Below are 22844 nucleotides of genomic sequence, written 5' to 3'. Positions count from 1 at the left end.
TCCATCAGCTGTGGGCCGAGGGCGGCACCAGCGCCTTGCGGCTGTCGATCACCTGGCGCCAGCTGGGCGCGGCATTGCCCTCGTCCATGGCCTGCTGCAGGGCGCGCAGCCGGCGCTTCTCGGCGCGGCGGCTGAAGTACCAGGCGAAGAAGGTCGCCAGCGACACGCTGAGCAGGATCAGGCTGGCCACCGCGTTGATCTCCGGCTTCACGCCGAGGCGCACGGCGGAGAAGATCTCCATCGGCAGTGTCGTCGAGCCCGGCCCGGAGACGAAGCTGGCCAGCACCAGGTCGTCCAGCGACAGGGCGAAGGAGAGCATGCCGCCGGCGGCCAGCGACGGCGCGATCATCGGCATGGTGATCAGGAAGAACACCTTCCACGGCCGCGCGCCGAGGTCCATGGCGGCCTCCTCGATGGACAGGTCCAGCTCGCGCAGGCGCGCCATCACCACCACCGCGACGTAGGCCGAGCAGAAGGTGGTATGGGCGATCCAGATGGTCACCAGGCCGCGCTGCGCCGGCCAGCCGACCAGCTGGGCCATGGCCACGAACAGCAGCAGCAGCGACAGGCCGGTGATCACCTCGGGCATCACCAGCGGCGCGGTGACCAGCCCGCCGAACAGCGTGCGGCCGCGGAACACCGGGATGCGCGTGAGCACGAAGGCGGCCATGGTGCCCAGCGCGACGGCGGCGATGGCGGTGTAGGCGGCGACCTCCAGCGAGCGCAGCACCGCGCCCATCAGCTGGCTGTTGTCCAGCAGGCCCAGGTACCACTTCACCGACCAGCCGCCCCAGACGGTCACCAGGCGCGAGTCGTTGAACGAGTAGATGACCAGGATGACCATCGGCAGGTAGATGAACAGCAGGCCCAGGGCCAGGATCAGGTTGGAGAAGCTCCAGCGTTTCATAGCTTGCCCTCCAGCTCTTTCGCCTGGTTCCTGTTGAACAGGATGATCGGCACCAAGAGGATCGCCAGCATCACCACCGCCAGCGCCGAGGCCACCGGCCAGTCGCGGTTGTTGAAGAATTCCTGCCAGAGCACCTTGCCGATCATCAGCGTCTCCGGGCCGCCGAGCAGCTCAGGGATGACGAACTCGCCGACCACCGGGATGAACACCAGCATGCAGCCGGCGATGATGCCGTTCTTCGACAGCGGCACGGTGATCTTCCAGAAGCTGGTGAGGTTGCGCGCGCCGAGGTCGGATGCCGCCTCCAGCAGGCTGGGATCGTGCTTCACCAGGTTGGCGTAGAGCGGCAGGATCATGAACGGCAGATACGAATAGACCACGCCGATGTACACCGCGATGTCGGTGTTGAGGATCTGCAGCGGCGCATCGATCAGCCCGAGGCCCTGCAACAGGCTGTTGAGCAGGCCGTTGCTGCTGAGGATGCCCATCCAGGCATAGACGCGGATCAGGATCGCGGTCCAGGTCGGCATCATGATCAGCAGCAGGAACACCGTCTGCAGGTCCTTGCGCGCGCGGGCGATGGCATAGGCCATCGGGTAGCCGATCAACAGGCACAGCAGGGTGCTGAAGAAGGCGATCCTGAGCGAGCCCAGGTAGGCGGCCAGGTACAGTTCGTCCTCGCTGAGGAAGATGTAGTTGCCCAGGTTGATCAGCACCTGCAGCTGCTGGTCGGCGTAGCGGAAGATCTCGGTGTACGGCGGGATCGCCACGTCGGCCTCGGCGAAGCTGATCTTCAGCACGATGGCGAACGGCAGCAGGAAGAACAGGAACAGCCAGAGGAAGGGTACGCCGATGACCAGCCGGCGGCCGTTGTTCAGGGAAGGCCGGCGCTTCATGCCTGCAGCACCACGCCGCTGTCGCTCAGCCAGTGCAGGTAGACGCGCTCTTCCCAGCTCGGCCATTTGACGTGGCGCTCGGCGTTGGCGACGAAGGCCTGCAGCAGCATCCCCGACTCCAGCTTGATGTAGTACACCGAGTGGCCGCCGAGGTAGGCGATGTCGTGCACCACGCCTTCGACCCAGTTGTAGTCGGGCAGCTCGAGCACCGGCTTTTCCAGGCTCATCAGCAGCTTCTCCGGACGCAGGGCGTAGGTCACGCGCTTGTCCTGGGCGCGGGTGCTGATGCCATGGCCGACGTAGATGGGCCGCTCCAGCTGCGGGCAGGCGATCACCGCGTGGTCCTCGAGATCCTCGACCAGCTCGCCGTCGAACAGGTTGACGTTGCCGATGAACTCGCAGACCAGCCGGCTGGCCGGGGTCTCGTAGATGTCCATCGGACTGCCGACCTGGGCGATCCAGCCCTGGCTCATGATGGCGATGCGCTCGGCCATGGTCATGGCCTCTTCCTGGTCGTGGGTGACCATCACGCAGGTCACGCCGACGCGCTCGATGATCTGCACCAGTTCGAGCTGCATCTGCGAGCGCAGCTTCTTGTCCAGCGCGCCCATCGGCTCGTCGAGCAGCAACAGCTTCGGCCGTTTCGCCAGCGAGCGTGCCAGCGCCACGCGCTGGCGCTGGCCGCCGGAGAGCTGGTGCGGCTTGCGCTTGGCGTACTGGGTCATCTGCACCAGCGCGAGCATCTCAGCCACCCGCGCGGCGATCTCCTCCTTGGGCAGCTTGTCCTGCCTGAGGCCGAAGGCGATGTTCTGCTCCACCGTCATGTGCGGGAACAGCGCGTAGGACTGGAACATCATGTTGATCGGCCGCTCGTAGGGCGGCAGGTCGGTGATGTCCTGGCCGTCGAGGAAGATGCGCCCCTCGCTCGGCCGCTCGAAGCCGGCGAGCATGCGCAGCAGCGTCGACTTGCCCGAGCCGGAGCCGCCGAGCAGGGCGAAGATCTCGCCCTGGTGGATGCTCAGCGAGACATCGTCGACCGCCACCGTCTCGTCGAACTTCTTGGTGACGCGGTCGATCTTCAGCAGCACCTGCTTGTTCTTGCTGCCGCCGGTGACGGCTTTCTTGTAGGCGCTGGAGGCAACGGCCATGCGCGAACTCCCGAAAGTGAAGGTTGTTCCCGGCCGGGCCGGGCGATGCTTGATTTGGTGCCCGGCTGGCGCGCGTCGTTCGCGGGCGCAGGCCGTGCCTGGGCCGGCCTACTGGCCGGACTTGATCCGCGTCCAGCTGCGGGTCATCAGCCGCTGGACCTTCGGCGGCAACTCGGCCGACACGTAGAGCCGGTCGAGCACCTGCTGCGGCGGATAGACCGCCGGGTCCTGGCGTACCTCCTGATCCATCAACGCCCCCGCCTCGAGGTTGGGGTTGGCATAGCCGACGTAGTCGCTCACCGCGGCGATCACCTCGGGGCGCAACAGGTAGTTGATGAAGGCGTGGGCCTGCTCGACGTTGCCGGAGTCGGCGGGGATGGCGAGCATGTCGAACCAGAGGTTGCCGCCTTCCCTGGGGATCGAATAGGCGATGTCGATGCCCTTGCCGGCTTCCTCGGCGCGCGCGGCGGCCTGGAACACATCGCCGGAGTAGCCGGCGGCGACGCAGATATTGCCATTGGCGAGGTCGGAAATGTACTTCGAGGAGTGGAAGTAGCGCACGTACGGGCGTACCGCCAGCAGCTTTTCCTCGGCCTTGCGGTAGTCGTCGGGGTCCTGGCTGTTGGGGTCCAGGCCCAGGTAGTTGAGCATGGCCGGGATCATCTCGTCGGCCGAATCGAGGAAGGCGATGCCGCAGTTGGCCAGCTTCTCGGCATTCTCCGGCTCGAAGATCGCCGCCCAGGAGTCGATACGCTCGACGCCCAGCACCGCCTTGACCTTCTCGACGTTGTAGCCGATGCCGTTGGTGCCCCACAGGTAGGGCACGCCGTAGGCGTTGCCCGGGTCGTTGCGCTCGAGCTGCTTGAGCAGCGCGGGGTCGAGCTTGCCCCAGTTGCCCAGCCTGGACTTGTCCAGCTTCTGGAAGGCGCCGGCGCGGATCTGCTTGCCGAGGAAGTGGTTCGAAGGCACCACCACGTCATAGCCGCTGCGCCCGGCGAGCAGCTTGCCTTCGAGGGTTTCGTTGGAGTCGAAGACGTCATAGACGGGCTGGATGCCGGTCTCCTTCTCGAACGCCTCGAGGGTGTCTTCGCCGATGTAATCCGACCAGTTGTAGATGTGTACGGTGGCGGCCTGGGCGCTGGCGGCTGCGGCCAACGCGACGGCGATGATCAGCGACTTGAGGGTCGAGCGCATGAGGGAAGTCCTCTTCGTTACAGGCCGTGCGTTGCCCCGCGGGGAAAGGCCGGCTGTTTATTGTAAAAACCTCTGGAAATCAACAGTTGCGACAACAAATTCGGGCTGCGGCCGGGTGGACGGGCCGCAGCGCGGGATCAGGTACGTTCTTTCGTGGCAGCCGGGGCGCATGAGGCGTCCCGGGTACCGGATGTCACGCCGGCCAACCCTGCGGGCTGGCCGGCGCCACTCTCAGCGGCCGGACTTGATCTTGGTCCAGCTGCGGGTCATGGTGCGCTGGGTCTTGGCGTCCAGGTCGGGGAAGGTATAGAGCTTCTGCAGCACCTCCTGGCTCGGGTAGATGCCCGGGTCGGTGCGGATGGCTTCGTCCACCAGCGGGGTGGCCGCCGCGTTGCCATTGGGGAACTGCACGTAGTCGGTGATCGCCGCCATCACCTCCGGCTTCATCAGGTAGTTGAGGAAGACGTGGGCGTTGTCGACGTTCTTCGCGTCAGCCGGGATGGCCAGCATGTCGAAGAAGCTGCCGGCGCCTTCCTTGGGGATCTGGTAGCTGACGTTCACGCCGTTGCTGGCTTCCTCGGCGCGGGCCTTGGCCTGGTAGATGTCGCCCGAGTAGCCGATCGCCACGCAGATGTTGCCGTTGGCCAGGTCGGAGATGTACTTGGAGGAATGGAAGTAGGCCACGTTCGGGCGGATCTGCATGAACAGCTCCTCGGCCTTCTTCAGCTCGTCGCTCTTGCCGCTGTCCGAGGCGAAGCCCAGGTAGTGCAGCGCGGCCGGCAGGATCTCGGTCGGCGAATCGAGGAAGGACACGCCGCAGGCCTTCAGCTTCTCGATGTTCTCGGGCTTGAACACCAGGTCCCAGGAATCCACCGGCGCGTTGTCGCCGAGCACGGCCTTGACCTTGTCGACGTTGTAGCCGATGCCGATGGTGCCCCACATGTAGGGTGCCGAGTACTGGTTGCCCGGATCGCTCGGCTCCAGCGCCTTGAGCAGGTCCTTGTTGAGGTTTTCCCAGTTCGGCAGCTTGGACTTGTCCAGCTTCTGGAACACGCCGGCCTTGATCTGCTTGGCCAGGAAGGGGTTGGACGGCACCACCACGTCGTAGCCCGAGCCGCCGGCCAGCAGCTTGGCCTCCAGCACCTCGTTGCTGTCGAAGACGTCGTAGACCACCTTGATGCCGGTTTCCTTGGTGAAGTTCTCCAGCGTGTCCTCGGCGATGTAGTCCGACCAGTTGTAGACGTGCAGCACCTTGTCCTCGGCCTGTACAGCCCCGGCGAATGCGCCGGCCAGCGACAGGGCGAGAAGGGTCTTGGCGAAGGGTTTCATCCGTGCAGCTCCTGTATTGTCATGATTCGTATCGGGGCAGTTGGAACAGGCCACACCGACAACGGCGGCCTGGCGGTCCAGGGCGTGCCGGCATCGACGCACCCCGCGGGAAGTCTGGCCGTCAGCACCGGCGCAGTCTGGCAAGGTCGGGGGCGTTTTTTCAACAGCCCGAACGGCCGACTGCCAGCACTGCGGCGGGCACGCCGCTCAGCCCAGCACGTCCCTGGCCGTCGCATCCAGGCACAGCCTTACCTTGTCGATCAGCTCGTCGATCTCCTGCTCGCCGATCACCAGCGGCGGCGAGATGATCATGGTGTCGCCGACGGCACGCATCACCAGCCCGTTGCGGAAGCAGTGCTCGCGGCAGCGCATGCCCACGCCCGGCTCGGCGAAGCGCTCGCGGGTTTTCTTGTTCTTCACCAGCTCCAGCGCGCCGAGCAGGCCGACGCCGCGGGCCTGGCCCACCAGTGGATGCTCGGCCAGCTCTTGCCAGCGACGTTGCAAATAGGGTGCCGTCTGCGCCTTGACCCGCTCGACGATCCTCTCCTCGCGCAGGATGCGCAGGTTCTCCAGCGCCACCGCCGCGGCCACCGGGTGCCCCGAGTAGGTGAAGCCGTGGTAGAACTCGCCGCCCTCGTTGAGGGTGCGCACCACTTCGTCGCGCACGATGACGCCGCCCATGGGGATGTAGCCGGAAGTCAGGCCCTTGGCGATCGGCATCAGGTCCGGCTCGAGGCCATAGTAGTCGCTGCCGAACCACTCGCCGGTACGGCCGAAGCCGCAGATCACCTCGTCGGCGATGAACAGGATGTCGTGGCGCGCGAGGATCTCCTTGATCCGCGGCCAGTAGCTGTCCGGCGGGATGATCACCCCGCCGGCGCCCTGGATCGGCTCGGCGATGAACGCGGCGACCTTGTCCTCGCCGATCTCGCGGATCTTCTGCTCGAGCTGGTCGGCGATGCGGATGCCGAATTCCTCCGGCTCCATGTCGCCGCCTTCGCCGTACCAGTAGGGCTGATCGATATGCTCGATGCCGGGGATCGGGAAGTCGCCCTGGCCGTGCATGGCCTTCATCCCGCCAAGGCTGGCGCCGGCCACGGTGGAGCCGTGGTAGCCGTTCCAGCGGCCGATGACCACCTTCTTCTCCGGTTGGCCCTTGATCGCCCAATAGTGGCGCACCATGCGCAGCACGGTGTCGTTGGCTTCGGAACCCGAGCCGGTGAAGAACACGTGCTGCATGCCGGCCGGCGCCAGCTCGGCGATGGCCTGCGCCAGCGCCAGCGCCGGCGGGTGCGCAGTCTGGAAGAACAGGTTGTAGTAGGGCAGCTCGCGCATCTGCCGGGCCGCGGCCTCGACCAGCTCCTCGCGGCCATAGCCGACGTTGACGCACCACAGCCCGGCCATGGCATCGAGGATGCGCTGGCCGTCGCTGTCCCACAGGTACACCCCGGAGGCACGGGTGATGATGCGCGTACCCTTGGCGTTCAACGCCTTGTAGTCGGTGAACGGCGGCAGGTGATGGTCGCGGCTCAGGGCTTGCCAGTGCAGGGTTTGCGAATCGCTCATCGATCATCTCCAGGTCGTTGTTGCGTTGACGGTGGGTGGAGGACGCGTCATCCACCCTTCGGCTGTGTGCTGGGCCGGGACCGGCCGGACACCATCGGCCCCGGGGTCAGGCATGCTGGGTGGACGCGCATGACAACCGTCACCCGGCGACCGCGGCTGCCGGTCAGACCGACAGCATCAGAAACTCGCGCTCCCAGGAACTGATCACCCGGTTGTAGTTCTCCTGCTCGGCGCGCTTGACCGCGACGTAGCCGGTGATGAACTTCGGACTCAGGTACTTGCGCAGCTCGCGGCAGCTCTCCATGCGCTCCAGCGCGGCCTCCAGGGTCAGCGGCAGGCGCAGGTTGCGCCGCTCGTAGCCACGGCCGCGCACCTGCTGGCTGGGGTTGAGCTCCTCGGTCATGCCGATGAAGCCGCACAGCAGGCTCGCGGCGATGGCCAGGTAGGGGTTGGCGTCGGCGCCGGCGAGGCGATTCTCCACGCGGCGGTTCTGTGGGTCGGAATCCGGCACGCGCAGGCCGACGGTACGGTTCTCCTCGCCCCACTCGACGTTCACCGGCGCCGAGGTGTCGGGCAGGAAGCGGCGGAACGAATTGACGTTGGGGGCGAACATCGGCAGCAGCTCGGGGATGTACTTCTGTAGCCCGCCGACGTGGTGCAGGAACAGCTGGCTCATCGAGCCGTCCGGGTTGGAGAAGATATTGCGCCCGGTCTCCATGTCCACCACGCTCTGGTGCAGGTGCATCGCGCTGCCCGGCTCGCCGGTCATCGGCTTGGCCATGAAGGTGGCGGCGACGTTGTGCTTGAGCGCGGCCTCGCGCATGGTGCGCTTGAACACCAGGATCTGGTCGGCCAGGTGCAGCGCCTCGCCATGGCGGAAGTTGATCTCCATCTGCGCGGTGCCTTCCTCGTGGATCAGGGTGTCCAGATCCAGGCCTTGGGCCTCGCACCAGTCGTACATGTCTTCGAACAGCGGGTCGAACTCGTTGGCCGCGTCGATGGAGAACGACTGGCGGCCGGTCTCCTGCCGCCCGGATCGGCCGATCGGCGGCTGGAACGGCAGGTCCGGGTCCTCGCAGCGCTTGGTCAGGTAGAACTCCATCTCCGGCGCGACGATCGGCTGCCAGCCCTTGTCGGCGTACATCTTCAACACGCGCTTCAAGATGTTGCGCGGCGACAGCTCGATGGGGTTGCCCATCTTGTCGTAGGTGTCGTGGATCACCTGGGCCGTCGGCTCGATGGCCCAGGGCACGAGGAACACCGCGTCGGGGTCGGGCCGGCAGAACATGTCGATATCGGCCGGGTCGAGCAGCTCGTAGTAGATCTCGTCCTCGACGTAGTCGCCGGTCACGGTCTGCAGCAGCACGCTCTCGGGCAGGCGCATGCCCTTCTCGCCCAGGAACTTGTTGGTCGGCGAGATCTTGCCGCGGGCGATGCCGGTCAGGTCGCTGATCAGGCATTCGACTTCGGTGATCTTGCGTTCTTTCAGCCAGCCGGTGAGCTGGTCGAGCTTGATACTCATGGTGACCTCTGGTGGGTTGGCGACGCCCGTTCAGCGTCGCCCGGCGCGCGCCCGGCAGGCCTCGGCGAAGCCCTGGAACAGCGCCAGGTAGTCTGGGTTTTCATGGACCTTCCATTCCGGGTGCCATTGCACACCCAGGGCGAAACTGCGCGCGCCCTCCACGGAGAACGCCTCGATCAGCCCGTCCGGGGCCAGCGCCTCGATGCGCAGCCCCGCGCCGAGCCGTTCGACCCCCTGGCCGTGCACCGAGTTGACCTGGATCTGCGCCGGCAGGCCGAGGCGCTGGAGCAGACCATCGGGCTGCACGTGCAGGGCATGGCTGAAACCGTACTGCACATGCAGCGGGTCTTCCGGCCGCTCGCGGTGGTCGCGGTAGGGCCCGGCTTCATGGACCTTCTGGTGCAGGCTGCCGCCGAAAGCCACGTTCATCTCCTGGAAGCCGCGGCAGATGCCCAGCACCGGGATCCCCGCCTCGACCGCGGCGCGGATCAGTGGCAGGGTCAAGCCGTCGCGCGCCGGGTCGTGGTGGGTGCCGGCCTCGCTGGCGGGACCGGAATAATGATGCGGCTCGACATTGGAAGGCGAACCGGTGAACAGGAAGCCGTCGAAGCTTTCCAACAGGCTGGCCTGGTCGACCAGCTCGCCCAGGGCCGGCACGATCAGCGGTAGCCCGGCGATCGCCGCGGCACGCAGGTACTTGTCGCCGGCCATGTGATAGTCATGGTGGCCGAGCGTTCGGGTGCAGGCGCTGACGCCGATCAGGGGCAGGCGGGACATCGGGAGCTCGCGTTCGGAATGAGGGGCCACTGGAGAGTAGTCTTGTTCATTTTTATAGACAATAGCCGGCCGCTCGACCAGCCGCGGGCTATGCTTGGGGGGCCGGCGAGTCCGCCAGAATGCCCCAGAAATGCCCACGCAGCCCATAAAAGGGGCGCCACCGGGGTGCTATTGACAGCCTACGGGCTTTTCGATTGACTCCTAGCCAAGCACTCGGTGATTGAAATTTTTAACAACAAGGTACGCCATCATGCTCCCCTCGCCACGTGCCGTTCAGCTCAATGAGGCGAACGCATTTCTCAAGGAACATCCGGAGGTGCTGTACGTCGACCTCCTGATCACGGACATGAACGGGGTCGTGCGCGGCAAGCGCATCGAGCGCGGCAGCCTGCACAAGGTCTACGAGAAGGGCATCAACCTCCCCGCCTCGCTGTTCGCCCTCGACATCAATGGCATCACCGTGGAGAGCACCGGCCTTGGCATGGACATCGGCGATTCCGACCGCTGCTGCTTCCCCATCCCCAACACCCTGTCGAAGGAACCCTGGCAGAAGCGCCCCACCGCGCAGCTGCTGATGAGCATGCACGAGCGCGACGGCGAGCCGTTCTTCGCCGACCCGCGCGAGGTGCTGCGCCAGGTGGTGGCGCGCTTCGCCGAGATGGAGCTGACCATCTGCGCGGCGTTCGAGATCGAGTTCTACCTGATCGACCAGGAAAACGTGAATGGCCGGCCGCAGCCGCCGCGCTCGCCGATCTCCGGCAAGCGCCCGCATTCGACCCAGGTCTACCTGATCGACGACCTCGACGAATACGTCGACTGCCTGCAGGACATCCTCGAGGGCGCCAAGGAACAGGGCATCCCCGCCGATGCCATCGTCAAGGAAAGCGCGCCGGCGCAATTCGAGGTCAACCTCCACCACGTCGCCGACCCGATCAAGGCCTGCGACTACGCGGTACTGCTCAAGCGGCTGATCAAGAACATCGCCTACGACCACGAGATGGACACCACCTTCATGGCCAAGCCCTATCCGGGCCAGGCCGGCAACGGCCTGCACGTGCACATCTCGCTGCTCGACAAGCACGGCAACAATATCTTCGCCAGCGACAACCCGCGGGAAAGCCAGCCGCTGCGCCATGCCATCGGCGGGCTGCAGGAAACCATGGCCGCGTCGATGGCCTTCCTCTGCCCGAACGTCAATTCCTACCGCCGCTTCGGCGCGCAGTTCTACGTGCCCAACGCGCCCTGCTGGGGCCTGGACAACCGCACCGTGGCGCTGCGCGTGCCCACCGACAGCCCGGACTCGGTACGCATCGAGCACCGCGTCGCCGGCGCCGATGCCAACCCCTACCTGATGCTCGCCGCGGTGCTGGCCGGCATCCACCACGGCCTGTCCAACCGCATCGAGCCGGACGACCCGGTGGAGGGCAACTCCTACGAGCAGGTCGAGCAGAGCCTGCCGACCAACCTGCGCGACGCGCTGCGCCAGCTCGACGACAGCGAAGTGATGGCGCGCTACATCAACCCGGCGTACATCGACATCTTCGTCGCCTGCAAGGAAAGCGAACTGGCCGAGTTCGAGCACTCGATCTCCGACCTGGAATACAACTGGTACCTGCATACCGTCTAAGGGCAGCTGCACGCTGCTCCGCTGCTGGCCGGCGCCGAGCCCCGGTCATGACCCTTAATTGCAGGGCTTCAGCCCACCCTACCCGCGCGCCCGGGTGGGCGTGCAGCGCGGCGCCGTGAGCGGCCACCCCTGCCCGGCACCGAACAATCTCGCCTAGAATCACTCCCATTCCTGACCGAACCATCATTTTCCCGCGAGGCCAGCCCATGTCCCGAGTCGTCACCGTCGCCGCCACCCAGATGGCCTGTTCCTGGGATCGCCAGGCCAACATCGCCAGGGCCGAGAAGCTGGTGCGCGAAGCCGCTGCCAAGGGCGCGCAGGTCATCCTGATCCAAGAGCTGTTCGAGACGCCCTACTTCTGCCAGAAGCCCAAGCCCGAATACCTGCAGCTGGCCACCGCGGTGGAGGACAACCCGGCGATCCGGCATTTCCAGCAGGTCGCCGCCGAGCTGCAGGTGGTATTGCCGATCAGCTTCTTCGAACTGGCCGGGCGCGCGCGCTTCAACTCCATCGCCATCATCGATGCCGACGGCAAGCTGCTCGGCGTCTACCGCAAGAGCCACATCCCGGACGGCCCCGGCTACCACGAGAAGTACTACTTCAACCCCGGCGACAGCGGCTTCAAGGTGTGGAACACCCGCTACGCCAGGATCGGCGTGGCGATCTGCTGGGACCAGTGGTTCCCCGAGACCGCCCGCAGCATGGCGCTGATGGGCGCCGAGCTGTTGTTCTACCCGACCGCCATCGGCAGCGAGCCGCATGACCCGAACATCACCTCACGCGACCATTGGCAGCGCGTGCAACAGGGCCACGCCGGCGCCAACCTGATGCCACTGATCGCCAGCAACCGCGTCGGCCGCGAGGAGCAGGACGGCTACGACATCACCTTCTACGGCTCCTCGTTCATTGCCGACCAGTTCGGCGCCAAGGTCGAGGAAATGGACGAGACCAGCGAGGGCGTGCTGGTGCACAGCTTCGACCTCGACCAGCTGGAGCACATCCGCAGCGCCTGGGGCGTGTTCCGCGATCGCCGGCCGAACCTGTACGGGCCCATCCGCACACTCGACGGCCAGACGCCGTCGGAATGAACGTAGGGTGGAAAACGGCCAACGGCCTTTTCCACCGGTTGTACCCTCGGTGGAAAACGCTACGCGGTTTTCCACCCTACCAGAGAGACCGTAATGACCACCCTCAGCTCCACGCCCCGCCAGGACGGTTACTTCATGCCCGCCGAATGGGCGCCGCACAGCCAGACCTGGATGGTCTGGCCGCAGCGTCCGGACAACTGGCGCGACAACGCGGCGCCGGCCCAGTGCGCCTTCGCCGCCGTGGCCCGTGCGATCGCCCGCTTCGAGCCGGTCACCGTCTGCGCCAGTGCCGAGCAGTTCCAGGCGGCGCGCGCGGCGCTGGACGACCCGCGCATCCGCGTGGTGGAGATGAGCACCGATGATGCCTGGGTGCGCGACACCGGGCCGACCTTCGTCATCGACGACCAGGGCGGCCTGCGTGGCGTCGACTGGACCTTCAACGCCTGGGGCGGCGAGGATGGCGGGCTCTACGCCGATTGGCAGCGCGACGACGAGGTGGCGGCGAAGATCCTCGAGCTCGAGCGCTGCGACCGCTACCGCACCGAGGGTTTCGTCCTCGAGGGCGGCTCGATCCACGTCGACGGCGAAGGCACGCTGATCACCACCGAGGAATGCCTGCTCAACCGCAACCGCAACCCGCAGCTGTCGCGCGAGGAGATCGAGGCGGTGCTCGCCGAGCACCTGGCCATCGACAAGGTGATCTGGCTGCCGTGGGGCCTGTACAACGACGAGACCGACGGCCACGTCGACAACTTCTGCTGCTTCGTGCGCCCCGGCGAGGTGCTGCTGGCCTGGACCGACGACCCGGAAGACCCCAACTACGAGCGCTGCCACGAGGCGCTGCGCCGGCTGGACGCGGCGCGCGACGCCCGCGGGCGCCCGCTCAAGGTGCTGCGCATGCCGATCCCCGGCCCGCTGCACGCGACGGCCGAGGAATGCGCCGGCGTCGTCGCACTGGACGGCAGCCAGCCGCGCGAGCCGTCGATTCGCCTGGCCGGCAGCTACGTGAACTTCCTCATCGTCAACGGCGGCATCATCGCCCCGGCCTTCGGCGACCCGCGCGACGGCGAAGCCGAGGCGATCCTGCGCCAGGCCTTCCCGGCGCACGAGGTGGTGATGGTTCCCGGCCGGGAGATCCTGCTCGGTGGCGGCAATATCCACTGCATCACCCAGCAGCAGCCGCTGCCCTAGCAGCGGCATCCACCCTGGGCTGAGCGCCGCGCCTACCGCCGTCGAGGGTGGTATCGAGATGCCGGGGCGGCGGCGGTCGCTAGCCGACCACCACCTGGTTCTTGCCCAGGCGCTTGGCGCTGTACATCGCCGCGTCGGCGCGGGCGAACATCGCCGAGGGCCCGGAATCGCTGGCCTTGAGGTAGGTCAGGCCGAAGCTTGCGGTGACCCCGAAGTGCTCGCCGGTGGGGGTGATGAAGCTCAGCCGCTCGATCTCCGCCTGCAGCCGCTTGGCGATCTGCTCGGCCAGGTCCGGCTGGCAGCCGGGCAGCAGCGCGGCGAACTCCTCGCCGCCGATGCGGCCGAACAGGTCGCCACGACGCAGCACCCGCGCGCCGCACTGGGCCACGCGCTGCAGCACCTGGTCGCCGATCTGGTGGCCATGGCAGTCGTTGATGCGCTTGAAGTCGTCGATATCCAGCAGCAGGAAGGCCATCGGCGTGGCGAACTGCCGCGAACGCTCGAATTCGCGGTCGGCGCAGTCGAAGAAATGCCGGCGGTTGCTGCTCTGGGTCAGCACGTCGGTGGTGGCCAGGCGCTGCAGCTCGCCCTCGAGCTGCTTCTTCTCGGTGATGTCCTCGGCGATGCCGACGATGATCGGGCCCTGGCCGTTCTGCGCCGGGCGGCCGAGGAAGCACTTGTCGTTCAGCCAGCGCAACTGGCCATCGCCGCGGATAATGCGGTATTCGCGGGTTTCCACGGCGCCTTCGTCGAGCACGTCGAGCATGCTCTTCTGCGCGTATTCCAGGTCGTCCGGGTAGATGCTGTTGCGCCACTCGCTGTAATCGGCGAGCAGCAGCGCGGCCGAGCGGCCGAAGATCTGCTCGTAGGCCGGGCTGACATAGACCATCCGCTGGGCCTGCCAGTCGAAGGCCCAGAGCACGGCATTGACGCCACCGAGCAGGGTGCTGAAGAGATGATCGCGTTCGCGCAGCCGCGCCACCTCGGCACGGGCGTGCATCAGGGCGACGAGCGTCTGCGGATCCGTGCCGGACATGGGGTGGACCTGGCCGTTTCGATTGCCAACCAGCTGCATAGGGTGCATTCCGAAGAACCCCAGGCGCTCTGTGACGGCGCCTGGCAGGTTTGAGATGCCCTCTCAGAGGATCGCCAAAAAGCAAAGTTCCGGCCGTGGCGGGGAAATTCCGATAGCTCGGTCACAAACCGGCGAACGGCTCAGGCGGTGGCCTGGGCCGGGCGCAGCGAATAGGTCTTCAGGTGCTCGGCGAATTCGCGCAGCGACTGGATGCCACTGGCCTCGGCCTCCTGCACCCACTGGCGGATCGCTGCCAGCATCTCGTGGCCGTTGCTGCTGGTGCGCGTCCAGATCTGCTGCAGCGCCAGGCGCTTCTCGTAGATCACCTGCAGCGGCTGGCTCTGCTCGAGCAACGCGCTGATGCGCGCCTGCTGCTCGTCGTGCAGCAGGCTCGGCTCGCGTGCCAGCAGGCGCTTGGCGCGGCGGAAATGGTGGCGCACCGAGGCATCCACCCGGCCGAGTTCCTGGCCGACCAGCGGCACGATCACCAGCCGGCGGTACTGCGCCATGATCTGGAAGCGGTTGTTGAGGATCGCCATGGCGCTGTCCATGTCCAGGTGGCCCTTGCCTTCGATGCGATGGGCGATCGGCGCGACGCGGTTGACGCTGGCCAGGCCGAGCAGGCTGAACAGGCGGATCCACGCCCAGCCCATGTCGAACTCCCACTTCTTCACCGAGAGCTTGGCCGAGTTGGGGTAGGTGTGGTGGTTGTTGTGCAGCTCCTCGCCGCCGATGAGGATGCCCCAGGGCACCAGGTTGGTCGCCGCGTCGCGGCATTCGAAGTTGCGATAGCCGAGCGCATGGCCGAGGCCGTTGACCACGCCGGCGGCCCAGAACGGGATCCAGATCATCTGCACCGCCCACACGGTCAGGCCGATGACGCCGAACAGCGCGAGATCCAGGGCCAGCATCAGCACGATGCCGAGGTTCGGGAAGCGACTGTAGAGGTTGCGCTCGAGCCAGTCGTCGGGGCAGTTCTTGCCATAGATGCGCAAGGTCTCCTCGTTCTTCGCCTCGGCCATGTACAGCTCGGCGCCCTTGCGCAGCACCGTGCCCAAGCCCTTGTGCACCGGGCTGTGCGGGTCGTCCGGGGTCTCGCACTTGGCGTGGTGCTTGCGGTGGATGGCGGTCCACTCGCGGGTGTTCATCGCCGTGGTCAGCCACAGCCAGAAGCGAAAGAAGTGCTTGAGCGCCGGATGCAGCTCCAGCGCACGATGCGCCGAGTAGCGGTGCAGGTAGACGGTCACGCTGACGATGGTGACGTGGGTCAGCGCCAGCGTGGCGACGATGAGCTGCCAGGCCGACAGATCGAGAAAACCGGTGTACCACATATGCAGCAGGTGCCTCGCGAAAGCAGGAAAAACGACGCCCGGCGAAAACCGGGCCCGAGGCATTATGTCGCCATGTCCCGGCGAAACCAGCCTGCAGTTCGTCGCCTTGCGCCGCAGCCATCGGCAGGATTTCGCCGAAAAACTGCACGGCCGACGTAACTGCCGGCCCAGGCTGGATTTTTCTGTCGACGGCGCGGACCACCGCGTCCGGCGGCTGAAAGACCCTGCGACAAATGGGGCGGATGTTCTACAATTCCAGGCGCCTGATATCAGCAAGCCACCATCCAGAGCCCGGCTGGACGCCCATCCGCGATCGCTCCGGCATTCGCGCCGCGGCGCCCGACCCCATCCATGAGCCCGATCGCCCGCCCCACTTCTTCGCCTCGGCCCCACCGCGTGCGGCGCGCATGGGTGCCTGCGCCATGGGAATCGCTGGCGCATTTTCGCCGCGGCGCGGTCAAAATCCAGCCGGACGGCAGCCAACCCGGACCACGTGCAGCCACCTGCCAGGGCCGGTCAAGAACGCACGACACCAGGGCCGCAGCGCCCCTGCGACACCCTACAAGCAGCGGAGAAACATCGATGAGCGAACTGAGACGAATCCTGCACATCGAGGATGACCCATCCATCCAGTCGGTGACCAAGCTGGCCCTCGAGGCCGTCGGCGGGTTCGAGGTGCTGAGCTGTTCGTCCGGGGCCGAGGCGCTGCGCGAGGCCCCCGGCTTCGCCCCGGATTTCGTCCTGCTGGATGTGATGATGCCCGGCATGGACGGCCCGGAAACCCTCGCCCGGCTGCGCGAATGCCTGGACCTGGAGCGAATCCCGGTCGCCTTCATGACCGCCAAGGTGCAGAGCAGCGAGATCGAACACCTGCGCAAGCTCGGCGCGCGCGACGTGATCATCAAGCCGTTCGACCCGATGCGCCTGGCCGATCAGATTCGCTCGATCTGGAACGCCGACCGATACTAGTGACCTGTCCGTCGGTGCGCTGGGGCAATTGCGCTGTCGATGCACCGTTGCCGCGTGCACTGCCGCTACCATGTGCACCCGGACCTGCCGCCAGGCGACCGACCGCACCGGCCATTGGCCGGCCGAGCTTTTCCAACCGATCCCTGCAGGCGCTTGATGCAACCATCCAGACCAGAGGCTGACGCCGACGCGCAACACCGGGAGCTGTCGCGGCTTGCCGCGCTGTTGCGCTACGAAATCCTCGATTCGGCCGAGGACGCGGCCTTCGACGATTTCACCCAGCTCGCCTCGCGCCTGTGCGACACGCCGATCGCGCTGATCTCGCTGGTCGACCAGCGCCGCCAGTGGTTCAAGAGCCGGGTGGGGCTGGAGGTCAGCGAGACCCCGCGCGACATCTCCTTCTGTAGCCATGCGATCCGCGACGACGCGATCTTCGAGGTGGAGGACGCCCTCGCCGACCCGCGCTTTCGCGACAACCCGCTGGTGCTTGGCGAGCCGCACATCCGCTTCTATGCCAGCACCCCGCTGCGCACCCCGGACGGCTACAACCTCGGCACGCTCTGCGTCATCGACCGCAAGCCACGCCGGCTGAGCGCCGAGCAGCGCGACACCCTCGCCCGCCTCGGCCGCCAGGTGATGCGGCTGTTCGAGGAGCGCCTGTTGACCCGCCGGCACGCCGAGCAGGCCGCCCTGCAGCAGGCCATCCTCAGCAGCGCCGCCACCGCGGTGATCACCACCGACGTCGAAGGCCGGCTGCGCAGCCTCAACCCCACCGCCGAGCGGCTGCTCGGCCACGGCAGCGCGAGCGTCGCCGGCCGGCCGGTCTGCGAGCTGCTGTTCGACCCGGCGACGCTCGCACGCCGTGCGCACATGCTCACCGAGGAATTCGGCCAGCCGGTGCAGCCGGGCTTCGAGGTGCTCACCCTGCCGCTCGAGCGCGGCCTGCCGGAGATGGCGCAGTGGCGGCTGCGCCAGCGCAACGGCAACGAAGTGCCGGTGCTGCTGCACGTGATGGCGGTGCGCGACGAGAACGAACGGCTGCACGGCTACCTGCTCAGCGCCTTCGACCTGGCCGACCAGGAGCAGCTGCAGCTGCGCCTGCAGCAGATCGCCGCGCAGGTGCCGGGCATGCTCTACCAATTCCACTGGCGCCCGCGTGGCGGCGGCCGCTTTCCCTACATCAGCGAGGGCGTGCAGGACATCTATGGGCTGAGCCCGGCGCAGATCGGCCACGACATGCGCTCGGTCTACAAGCGCGTGCACCCGCAGGACCTGCCCGAGGTGCAGCGCAGCCTGCGCCATGCCGCCCGGCTACTGGCGCCCTGGCAGGCCGAGTACCGTGTCAACCATCCGCAGCGCGGCCTGCGCTGGGTCGAGGCGCGCGCCACGCCGCTGCCGCAGGCCGACGGTTCGGTGCTGTGGAACGGCCTGATCACCGACATCACCGAGCGCAAGGCCGAGCAGTTGGAGCTGGAGAAGCAGCAGGAGATGAACCGGCGCCTGCTCGAGGCACTCTCCGAGGCGGTGATCGCCTGCGACGCGGCAGGCAACCTGACGGTGTTCAACGAGAAGGCCAAGCAGTGGCACGGCGGCGACATCGCGCCGATGCCGCCCAGCGAGTGGGCCCGCCACTATCACCTGTACCTGGCCGACGGCGTCACGCCGATGCCCGCCGAGCAGGTGCCGCTGCGCCGCGCGCTGGCCGGCGAGCATGTCGGCGACCTGGAGATGGCGATCCTCTGCGACGGCACGCCACGCCACGTGATCTGCAACGCCAACCCGCTGCACGGCTCGGACGGCCAGCCGATGGGCGCGGTGACCGTGCTCTACGACATCACCGAGCGCAAGCGCATCGAGCAGCTGCAGCGCGAGTTCATCTCCACCGTCAGCCACGAGCTGCGCACCCCGCTGACCTCGATCAACGGCGCGCTGACGCTGATCTGCGCCAACGTCATCGGCCAGGTGCCCGAGGCGCTGCGCGAACTGCTGGACATCGCCCAGCAGAACAGCCAGCGCCTGAGCGCGCTGATCGACGATCTGCTGGACATGGACAAGCTGCACGCCGGCAAGATGCGCTTCGACATGCGTCGCCAGCCGCTGCTGCCGCTGCTCGAGCAGGCGCTGCGCGCCAATGGCAGCTATGCCGAGCGCTGCGCCGTGCAGTTCCGCCTGCTGCATTGCGACCCGGCCTGGGTGGAGGTCGACGGCATGCGCCTGCAACAGGTGCTGAGCAACCTGCTGTCGAACGCGGCCAAGTTCTCCCCGGCCGGCGCCTGCGTCGAGATCCGCGCCGCGCGCCAGGCCGATGGCGTGCGGGTCAGCGTCGAGGACCACGGCCCGGGCATCGCCGAGAACTTTCGCGAACGGGTCTTCCAGAAGTTCGCCCAGGCCGACTCCTCCGACAGCCGCCGCCAGGGCGGCACCGGCCTGGGCCTGGCCATCAGCAAGGAGCTGGTCGAGCGCATGGGCGGGCGCATCGGCTTCCACTCCACGCCCGGCGAGGGTGCCTGCTTCTGGTTCGAGCTGCCGCTGGCGGAGGCGCCGGTGGCCGGGGGCAGCGACCGATGAGCCAGCTCAAGCGCATCCTGCACGTCGAGGACGTGCCCTCGATCCAGGTCATCACCCGCGTCGCCCTGGAGAAGCTCGGCGGCTTCGAGGTGCTCACCTGCGCCAGCGCGCAGCAGGCGCTGGCACAGGCCGAAGCCTTCGCCCCGGACCTGATCCTGCTCGATGTGATGCTGCCGCAGATGGGCGGCATCGAGCTGCTGCACGCGCTGGGCGAGCACCTCGACCTGGCCCGGGTGCCGGTGGTGTTCCTCACCGGCCAGGCCGAGCTGGACGATTTCGCCGAACTGCAACGCCACGGCCTGCGCGCCGTGATCCGCAAACCCTTCGACCCGCTGCAGCTGGCCAGCCGTCTGCGCGAAATCTGGGCAGCCGAGCATGGGTGAACAGGTGCGGCTCGAACTGCAGCGCCAGCTGCAGGCACAGCGCGAGCAATACGCCGAACGGCTGGGCCAGGAGCTCCCGGAGCTGGCCGGCCTGGCCGCACGCCTGGAGCAGCAGGCCGGGCTGGCCTCGGGGCGCCAGCGCGTGCAGGCCCTGCGTGAGCGCCTGCATCGCATCGCCGGCGCCGCCGGCACCTTCGGCTTCGGCCATCTGGGCAACCGTGCCCGCGCGCTGGAACAACGCATCGACCGCTGGCTGGACAGCCAGAAACCCAGCGGCCAGGCGCTCGCCGCGCTGGCCCGCAGCATCCGCCAGTTCGCCAGCCAGTTGCCGGAGCCCGACAGCGAGCTGTCGCAACCCGCCGCAACCGAGCCGGACGAGGAGCTCTCCTCGCGCTGCCGCGTCTTCTTCCTCGAGAGCCAGCCGGACGCCGCCCAGGCCAGTGCCCAGGCACTGCGCAACTTCGGCTACGAGGTCTGCCACAGCGCCGACCGGCAGGCGCTGCTCGCGGCCATCGACCGCCAGCCGCCGGATGCGCTGGTGGTCAGCGTGCGCGAGGCCGAGGACCTGGCCGCCATCGCCGCGCTGCAGCAGCGCCTGGAGACACCGCTGCCGCTGCTGGTGATCCATGACCGCTTCGACTTCGCCAGCCAGCTCGCCGCGGTGCGCGCCGGCGCCCAGGGCTACTTCGTCCGCCCGCTGGACGTCACCCTGCTGGAGACCGGCCTGGAACGCTGCCTGAACCGCCCGCAGCACGACCCCTACCGTGTCATGATCGTCGACGACGACGCCGACCTGGCCGAGCGCTACAGCCTGGTCCTGCAGAACTCGCAGATGCACACGCGGGTGGTCAGCGAGCCGGCCCAGGCGCTGGACGTGATGCAGGCGTTCAACCCCGAGGTGCTGCTGCTCGACGTCAACATGCCCGGCTGCAGCGGCCCGGAACTGGCGCAGATCATCCGCCTGCGCGACGAGTGGCTGCGGGTACCGATCATATACCTCTCGGCCGAGACCGATATCGGCCGGCAGATGGCCGCGCTGCTGAAGGCCGGCGATGACTTCATCACCAAGCCGATCAGCGACAGCCAGCTGATCGCCTCGGTCTATTCGCATGCCCAGCGCGCCCGCTCGCTGAGCACCGCGCTGGCCCGCGATGGCCTCACCGGCCTGCTCAAGCACGCCGACATCAAGGAGCAACTGGCGCTGGAGGTGCACCGCGCCGCGCGCAGCGACAAGCCGACCAGCGTGGTGATGCTCGACCTCGACCATTTCAAGGGCATCAACGACGGCCATGGCCACGCCGCCGGCGACAGCGTCATCCGCGCGCTGGCCAACCTGCTGCGCCAGCGCCTGCGGCGCATCGACAGCCTGGGCCGCTATGGCGGCGAGGAATTCGTCGTGGTGCTGCCCGAGTGCCCGGCCAGCGAGGCCGCGCGGATCATCGACGAGATTCGCCAGCGCTTCGCCGAACTGACCTTCAGCACCAGCGCCGGAGCGGTCTTCCAGGTCACTTTCAGCGCCGGCATCAGCGAAACCGACGGCCGCAGCAGCGCCAGCGAGCTGCTCGAGCGCGCCGACCGGGCGCTGTACCGGGCCAAGCACGCCGGGCGCAACCGGGTGGTCGCCGGCACCGGCGGCTAGCGAGCCCGGCAGTAGCCGTCGCGGCTACAGCTTGATCCAGGTGGCCTTGAGCTCGGTGTACTTGTCGAAGGCGTGCAGCGACTTGTCGCGGCCGTTGCCCGACTGCTTGAAGCCACCGAAGGGCGCGGTCATGTCGCCGCCATCGTACTGGTTGACCCACACGCTGCCGGCGCGCAGGGCCCGGGCGGTGCGGTGCGCGCGGGACAGGTCGGCGGTCCACACGGCGGCAGCCAGGCCGTAGGGCGTGTCGTTGGCAATGGCCACGGCCTCCTCCGCGCTGTCGAAGGTGATCACCGAGAGCACCGGGCCGAAGATTTCCTCGCGGGCGATCTTCATGGCGTTGTCCACCCCGTCGAAGATCGTCGGCTCGACGAAGATGCCGCCGGTTTCCTGCAAGGCCCGCCGGCCGCCCAGCAGCACCTTGGCGCCGGCATCGGTCCCGGCCTTGATGTAGCCGAGCACGGTTTCCAGCTGGCCGTTGTCGACCAGCGCGCCGACGTTGGTCGCCGGGTCCAGCGGGTTGCCCGGCTTCCAGCGCCCGAGCGCCTCGACCACCATCGGCAGGAAGCGCTCCCGGATCGAGCGCTCGACCAGCAGGCGCGAACCGGCGGTGCACACCTCGCCCTGGTTGTAGGCGATGGCGCTGGCCGCCGCCTCGGCCGCCGCGGCCAGGTCCGGGGCGTCGGCGAAGACGATGTTCGGGCTCTTGCCGCCGGCCTCCAGCCAGACGCGCTTCATGTTCGACTCGCCGGCGTAGACCATCAGTTGCTTGGCCACGCGGGTCGAGCCGGTGAAGACCAGGGTGTCGACGTCCATGTGCAGGGCCAGCGCCTTGCCGACGCTGTGGCCGTAGCCCGGCAGCACGTTGAGCACGCCGGCCGGGATGCCGGCCTCGAGCGCCAGCTGGGCGACGCGGATGGCGGTCAGCGGCGACTTCTCCGACGGCTTGAGGATCACCGAGTTGCCGGTGGCCAGCGCCGGGCCGAGCTTCCAGCAGGCCATCAGCAGGGGGAAGTTCCACGGCACGATGGCGGCGACCACCCCCACCGGCTCGCGGGTGACCAGCCCGAGCTGGTCCTCGGGGGTCGCGGCGACCTCGTCGTAGACCTTGTCGATCGCCTCGCCGCTCCAGCGGATCGCCCGCGCCGCGGCGGGAATGTCCACCGCCAGCGCATCGCTGATCGGCTTGCCCATGTCGAGGGTCTCCAGCAGCGCCAGCTCCTCGCGATGGGCCTCGATGAGCGCGGCGAAACGCACCAGCACTGCCTTGCGCCGCGCCGGCGCCAGGCGCGACCAGACGCCGCTGTCGAACGCCGCCCGTGCACTGGCCACCGCCTGCTCGGCATCGGCCGCGTCGCAACTGGCGACCTGCGCCAGCTGCCGGCCGTCCACCGGGCTGATGCAATCGAACACCTCGCCAGCGGCCGCCGGCCGGTATTGCCCCTGGATGAAGGCGCGGCCTTCGATGTGCAGGTCGCGGGCACGCTGTTGCCAGTCGGCGAGGGTCAGGGTGGTCATGGAGCGTCCTCTTGTTCGGATGGTCGATGGTGCCGGCCGCGCAACGGGCCGCGCGAGGGCTCGGCGCGACTGGCCGGCCCGGGGTTCAGGCACCCTAAACCAGCGGCCCGAGGCTA

General features: G+C 67.6%; 18 protein-coding genes. 7 read left to right on the top strand and 11 right to left on the bottom strand.

What is annotated here, in order from left to right; all coding sequences use genetic code 11:
- Nucleotides 1-4: 4 nt before the first annotated feature.
- From L3N39_RS01900 to L3N39_RS01865, 8 genes are all read right to left on the bottom strand, one after another.
- A complete protein-coding gene (locus tag L3N39_RS01900; RefSeq protein WP_237255515.1) occupies nt 5-907 on the bottom strand; it encodes an ABC transporter permease subunit in 903 nt (300 codons plus the stop codon).
- The gene (locus tag L3N39_RS01895) at nt 904-1803 is read right to left on the bottom strand and encodes an ABC transporter permease subunit (RefSeq protein ID WP_237255514.1); all 900 of its coding nucleotides are present in this window, start codon (nt 1801-1803) and stop codon (nt 904-906) included. Before L3N39_RS01895 ends, L3N39_RS01900 begins: the two co-directional genes overlap by 4 nt.
- Nucleotides 1800-2951, bottom strand: a complete 1152-nt coding sequence (locus L3N39_RS01890) for an ABC transporter ATP-binding protein (RefSeq protein WP_237255513.1) — start codon at nt 2949-2951, stop codon at nt 1800-1802. Before L3N39_RS01890 ends, L3N39_RS01895 begins: the two co-directional genes overlap by 4 nt.
- Before the next feature lie 108 nt (nt 2952-3059).
- Nucleotides 3060-4145 carry a polyamine ABC transporter substrate-binding protein gene (locus L3N39_RS01885; protein WP_237255512.1) on the bottom strand — a complete coding sequence of 362 codons (1086 nt, stop codon included), beginning with the start codon at nt 4143-4145 and terminating at the stop codon, nt 3060-3062.
- Nucleotides 4146-4376: 231 nt separating this feature from the next.
- Nucleotides 4377-5474 (bottom strand): polyamine ABC transporter substrate-binding protein, encoded by a 1098-nt coding sequence (locus tag L3N39_RS01880; protein ID WP_237255511.1) that lies wholly within the window; start codon nt 5472-5474, stop codon nt 4377-4379.
- A 207-nt stretch (nt 5475-5681) separates the two neighbouring features.
- Complete coding sequence (locus tag L3N39_RS01875) at nt 5682-7040, bottom strand: aspartate aminotransferase family protein (RefSeq protein WP_237255510.1); 1359 nt, start codon at nt 7038-7040, stop codon at nt 5682-5684.
- 163 nt (nt 7041-7203) lie between these two features.
- Nucleotides 7204-8562 carry a glutamine synthetase family protein gene (locus tag L3N39_RS01870; RefSeq protein ID WP_237255509.1) on the bottom strand — a complete coding sequence of 453 codons (1359 nt, stop codon included), beginning with the start codon at nt 8560-8562 and terminating at the stop codon, nt 7204-7206.
- A 30-nt stretch (nt 8563-8592) separates the two neighbouring features.
- The gene (locus L3N39_RS01865; protein ID WP_237255508.1) at nt 8593-9339 is read right to left on the bottom strand and encodes a gamma-glutamyl-gamma-aminobutyrate hydrolase family protein; all 747 of its coding nucleotides are present in this window, start codon (nt 9337-9339) and stop codon (nt 8593-8595) included.
- Nucleotides 9340-9589: 250 nt separating this feature from the next.
- Here L3N39_RS01865 and L3N39_RS01860 point away from each other — a divergent pair, with 250 nt between their 5' ends.
- The 3 genes from L3N39_RS01860 (at nt 9590) to aguA (ending at nt 13245) form a co-directional block, all read left to right on the top strand.
- On the top strand, nt 9590-10966 hold the full coding sequence (locus L3N39_RS01860) for a glutamine synthetase family protein (RefSeq protein ID WP_237255507.1): 1377 nt from the start codon (nt 9590-9592) through the stop codon (nt 10964-10966).
- A gap of 206 nt (nt 10967-11172) precedes the next feature.
- Nucleotides 11173-12054, top strand: coding sequence for an N-carbamoylputrescine amidase (aguB, locus tag L3N39_RS01855; RefSeq protein WP_237255506.1), 882 nt, complete (start codon nt 11173-11175; stop codon nt 12052-12054).
- Nucleotides 12055-12147: 93 nt separating this feature from the next.
- Nucleotides 12148-13245, top strand: a complete 1098-nt coding sequence (gene aguA / locus L3N39_RS01850; RefSeq protein ID WP_237255505.1) for an agmatine deiminase — start codon at nt 12148-12150, stop codon at nt 13243-13245.
- A 79-nt stretch (nt 13246-13324) separates the two neighbouring features.
- On the opposite strand, the gene L3N39_RS01845 is transcribed toward aguA, so the two are convergent.
- Nucleotides 13325-14281, bottom strand: a complete 957-nt coding sequence (locus L3N39_RS01845; protein WP_237255504.1) for a GGDEF domain-containing protein — start codon at nt 14279-14281, stop codon at nt 13325-13327.
- 179 nt (nt 14282-14460) lie between these two features.
- Nucleotides 14461-15651: a delta-9 fatty acid desaturase DesA gene (gene desA / locus L3N39_RS01840; protein WP_237255503.1), complete on the bottom strand. Its 1191-nt coding sequence runs from the start codon at nt 15649-15651 to the stop codon at nt 14461-14463.
- A gap of 582 nt (nt 15652-16233) precedes the next feature.
- Between desA and L3N39_RS01835 the strand changes: the two genes are divergently transcribed.
- From L3N39_RS01835 to L3N39_RS01820, 4 genes are all read left to right on the top strand, one after another.
- Nucleotides 16234-16620: a response regulator gene (locus tag L3N39_RS01835; protein ID WP_237255502.1), complete on the top strand. Its 387-nt coding sequence runs from the start codon at nt 16234-16236 to the stop codon at nt 16618-16620.
- A gap of 156 nt (nt 16621-16776) precedes the next feature.
- Nucleotides 16777-19188: an ATP-binding protein gene (locus L3N39_RS01830; RefSeq protein WP_237255501.1), complete on the top strand. Its 2412-nt coding sequence runs from the start codon at nt 16777-16779 to the stop codon at nt 19186-19188.
- Nucleotides 19185-19571 carry a response regulator gene (locus L3N39_RS01825; RefSeq protein WP_237255500.1) on the top strand — a complete coding sequence of 129 codons (387 nt, stop codon included), beginning with the start codon at nt 19185-19187 and terminating at the stop codon, nt 19569-19571. Before L3N39_RS01830 ends, L3N39_RS01825 begins: the two co-directional genes overlap by 4 nt.
- Nucleotides 19564-21210 (top strand): diguanylate cyclase, encoded by a 1647-nt coding sequence (locus tag L3N39_RS01820; protein ID WP_237255499.1) that lies wholly within the window; start codon nt 19564-19566, stop codon nt 21208-21210. The genes L3N39_RS01825 and L3N39_RS01820 overlap by 8 nt, the downstream gene beginning before the upstream one ends.
- 24 nt (nt 21211-21234) lie before the next feature.
- On the opposite strand, the gene L3N39_RS01815 is transcribed toward L3N39_RS01820, so the two are convergent.
- Nucleotides 21235-22728, bottom strand: a complete 1494-nt coding sequence (locus L3N39_RS01815) for an aldehyde dehydrogenase (RefSeq protein ID WP_237255498.1) — start codon at nt 22726-22728, stop codon at nt 21235-21237.
- Nucleotides 22729-22844 lie beyond the last annotated feature (116 nt).

Origin of the sequence: Pseudomonas oligotrophica, from assembly GCF_021726475.1 — a bacterium.
GTDB classification, from domain to species: Bacteria; Pseudomonadota; Gammaproteobacteria; order Pseudomonadales; family Pseudomonadaceae; genus Stutzerimonas; species Stutzerimonas oligotrophica.
The sequence above is the reverse complement of the archived record's forward strand: the minus strand, read 5'-3'. Positions and strand labels throughout refer to the sequence as shown.

What these genes read in the sequence shown, in the direction of transcription:
- L3N39_RS01830 (WP_237255501.1), top strand. Translation starts at nt 16,777, where the DNA reads ATGCAACCATCCAGACCAGAGGCTGACGCCGACGCGCAACACCGGGAG.
- L3N39_RS01895 (WP_237255514.1), bottom strand. Translation starts at nt 1,803, where the DNA reads ATGAAGCGCCGGCCTTCCCTGAACAACGGCCGCCGGCTGGTCATCGGC.
- L3N39_RS01885 (WP_237255512.1), bottom strand. Translation starts at nt 4,145, where the DNA reads ATGCGCTCGACCCTCAAGTCGCTGATCATCGCCGTCGCGTTGGCCGCA.
- L3N39_RS01900 (WP_237255515.1), bottom strand. Translation starts at nt 907, where the DNA reads ATGAAACGCTGGAGCTTCTCCAACCTGATCCTGGCCCTGGGCCTGCTG.
- L3N39_RS01880 (WP_237255511.1), bottom strand. Translation starts at nt 5,474, where the DNA reads ATGAAACCCTTCGCCAAGACCCTTCTCGCCCTGTCGCTGGCCGGCGCA.
- L3N39_RS01875 (WP_237255510.1), bottom strand. Translation starts at nt 7,040, where the DNA reads ATGAGCGATTCGCAAACCCTGCACTGGCAAGCCCTGAGCCGCGACCAT.
- L3N39_RS01860 (WP_237255507.1), top strand. Translation starts at nt 9,590, where the DNA reads ATGCTCCCCTCGCCACGTGCCGTTCAGCTCAATGAGGCGAACGCATTT.
- L3N39_RS01835 (WP_237255502.1), top strand. Translation starts at nt 16,234, where the DNA reads ATGAGCGAACTGAGACGAATCCTGCACATCGAGGATGACCCATCCATC.
- L3N39_RS01820 (WP_237255499.1), top strand. Translation starts at nt 19,564, where the DNA reads ATGGGTGAACAGGTGCGGCTCGAACTGCAGCGCCAGCTGCAGGCACAG.
- L3N39_RS01825 (WP_237255500.1), top strand. Translation starts at nt 19,185, where the DNA reads ATGAGCCAGCTCAAGCGCATCCTGCACGTCGAGGACGTGCCCTCGATC.
- desA (WP_237255503.1), bottom strand. Translation starts at nt 15,651, where the DNA reads ATGTGGTACACCGGTTTTCTCGATCTGTCGGCCTGGCAGCTCATCGTC.
- aguA (WP_237255505.1), top strand. Translation starts at nt 12,148, where the DNA reads ATGACCACCCTCAGCTCCACGCCCCGCCAGGACGGTTACTTCATGCCC.
- L3N39_RS01870 (WP_237255509.1), bottom strand. Translation starts at nt 8,562, where the DNA reads ATGAGTATCAAGCTCGACCAGCTCACCGGCTGGCTGAAAGAACGCAAG.
- L3N39_RS01890 (WP_237255513.1), bottom strand. Translation starts at nt 2,951, where the DNA reads ATGGCCGTTGCCTCCAGCGCCTACAAGAAAGCCGTCACCGGCGGCAGC.
- L3N39_RS01865 (WP_237255508.1), bottom strand. Translation starts at nt 9,339, where the DNA reads ATGTCCCGCCTGCCCCTGATCGGCGTCAGCGCCTGCACCCGAACGCTC.
- L3N39_RS01815 (WP_237255498.1), bottom strand. Translation starts at nt 22,728, where the DNA reads ATGACCACCCTGACCCTCGCCGACTGGCAACAGCGTGCCCGCGACCTG.
- aguB (WP_237255506.1), top strand. Translation starts at nt 11,173, where the DNA reads ATGTCCCGAGTCGTCACCGTCGCCGCCACCCAGATGGCCTGTTCCTGG.
- L3N39_RS01845 (WP_237255504.1), bottom strand. Translation starts at nt 14,281, where the DNA reads ATGTCCGGCACGGATCCGCAGACGCTCGTCGCCCTGATGCACGCCCGT.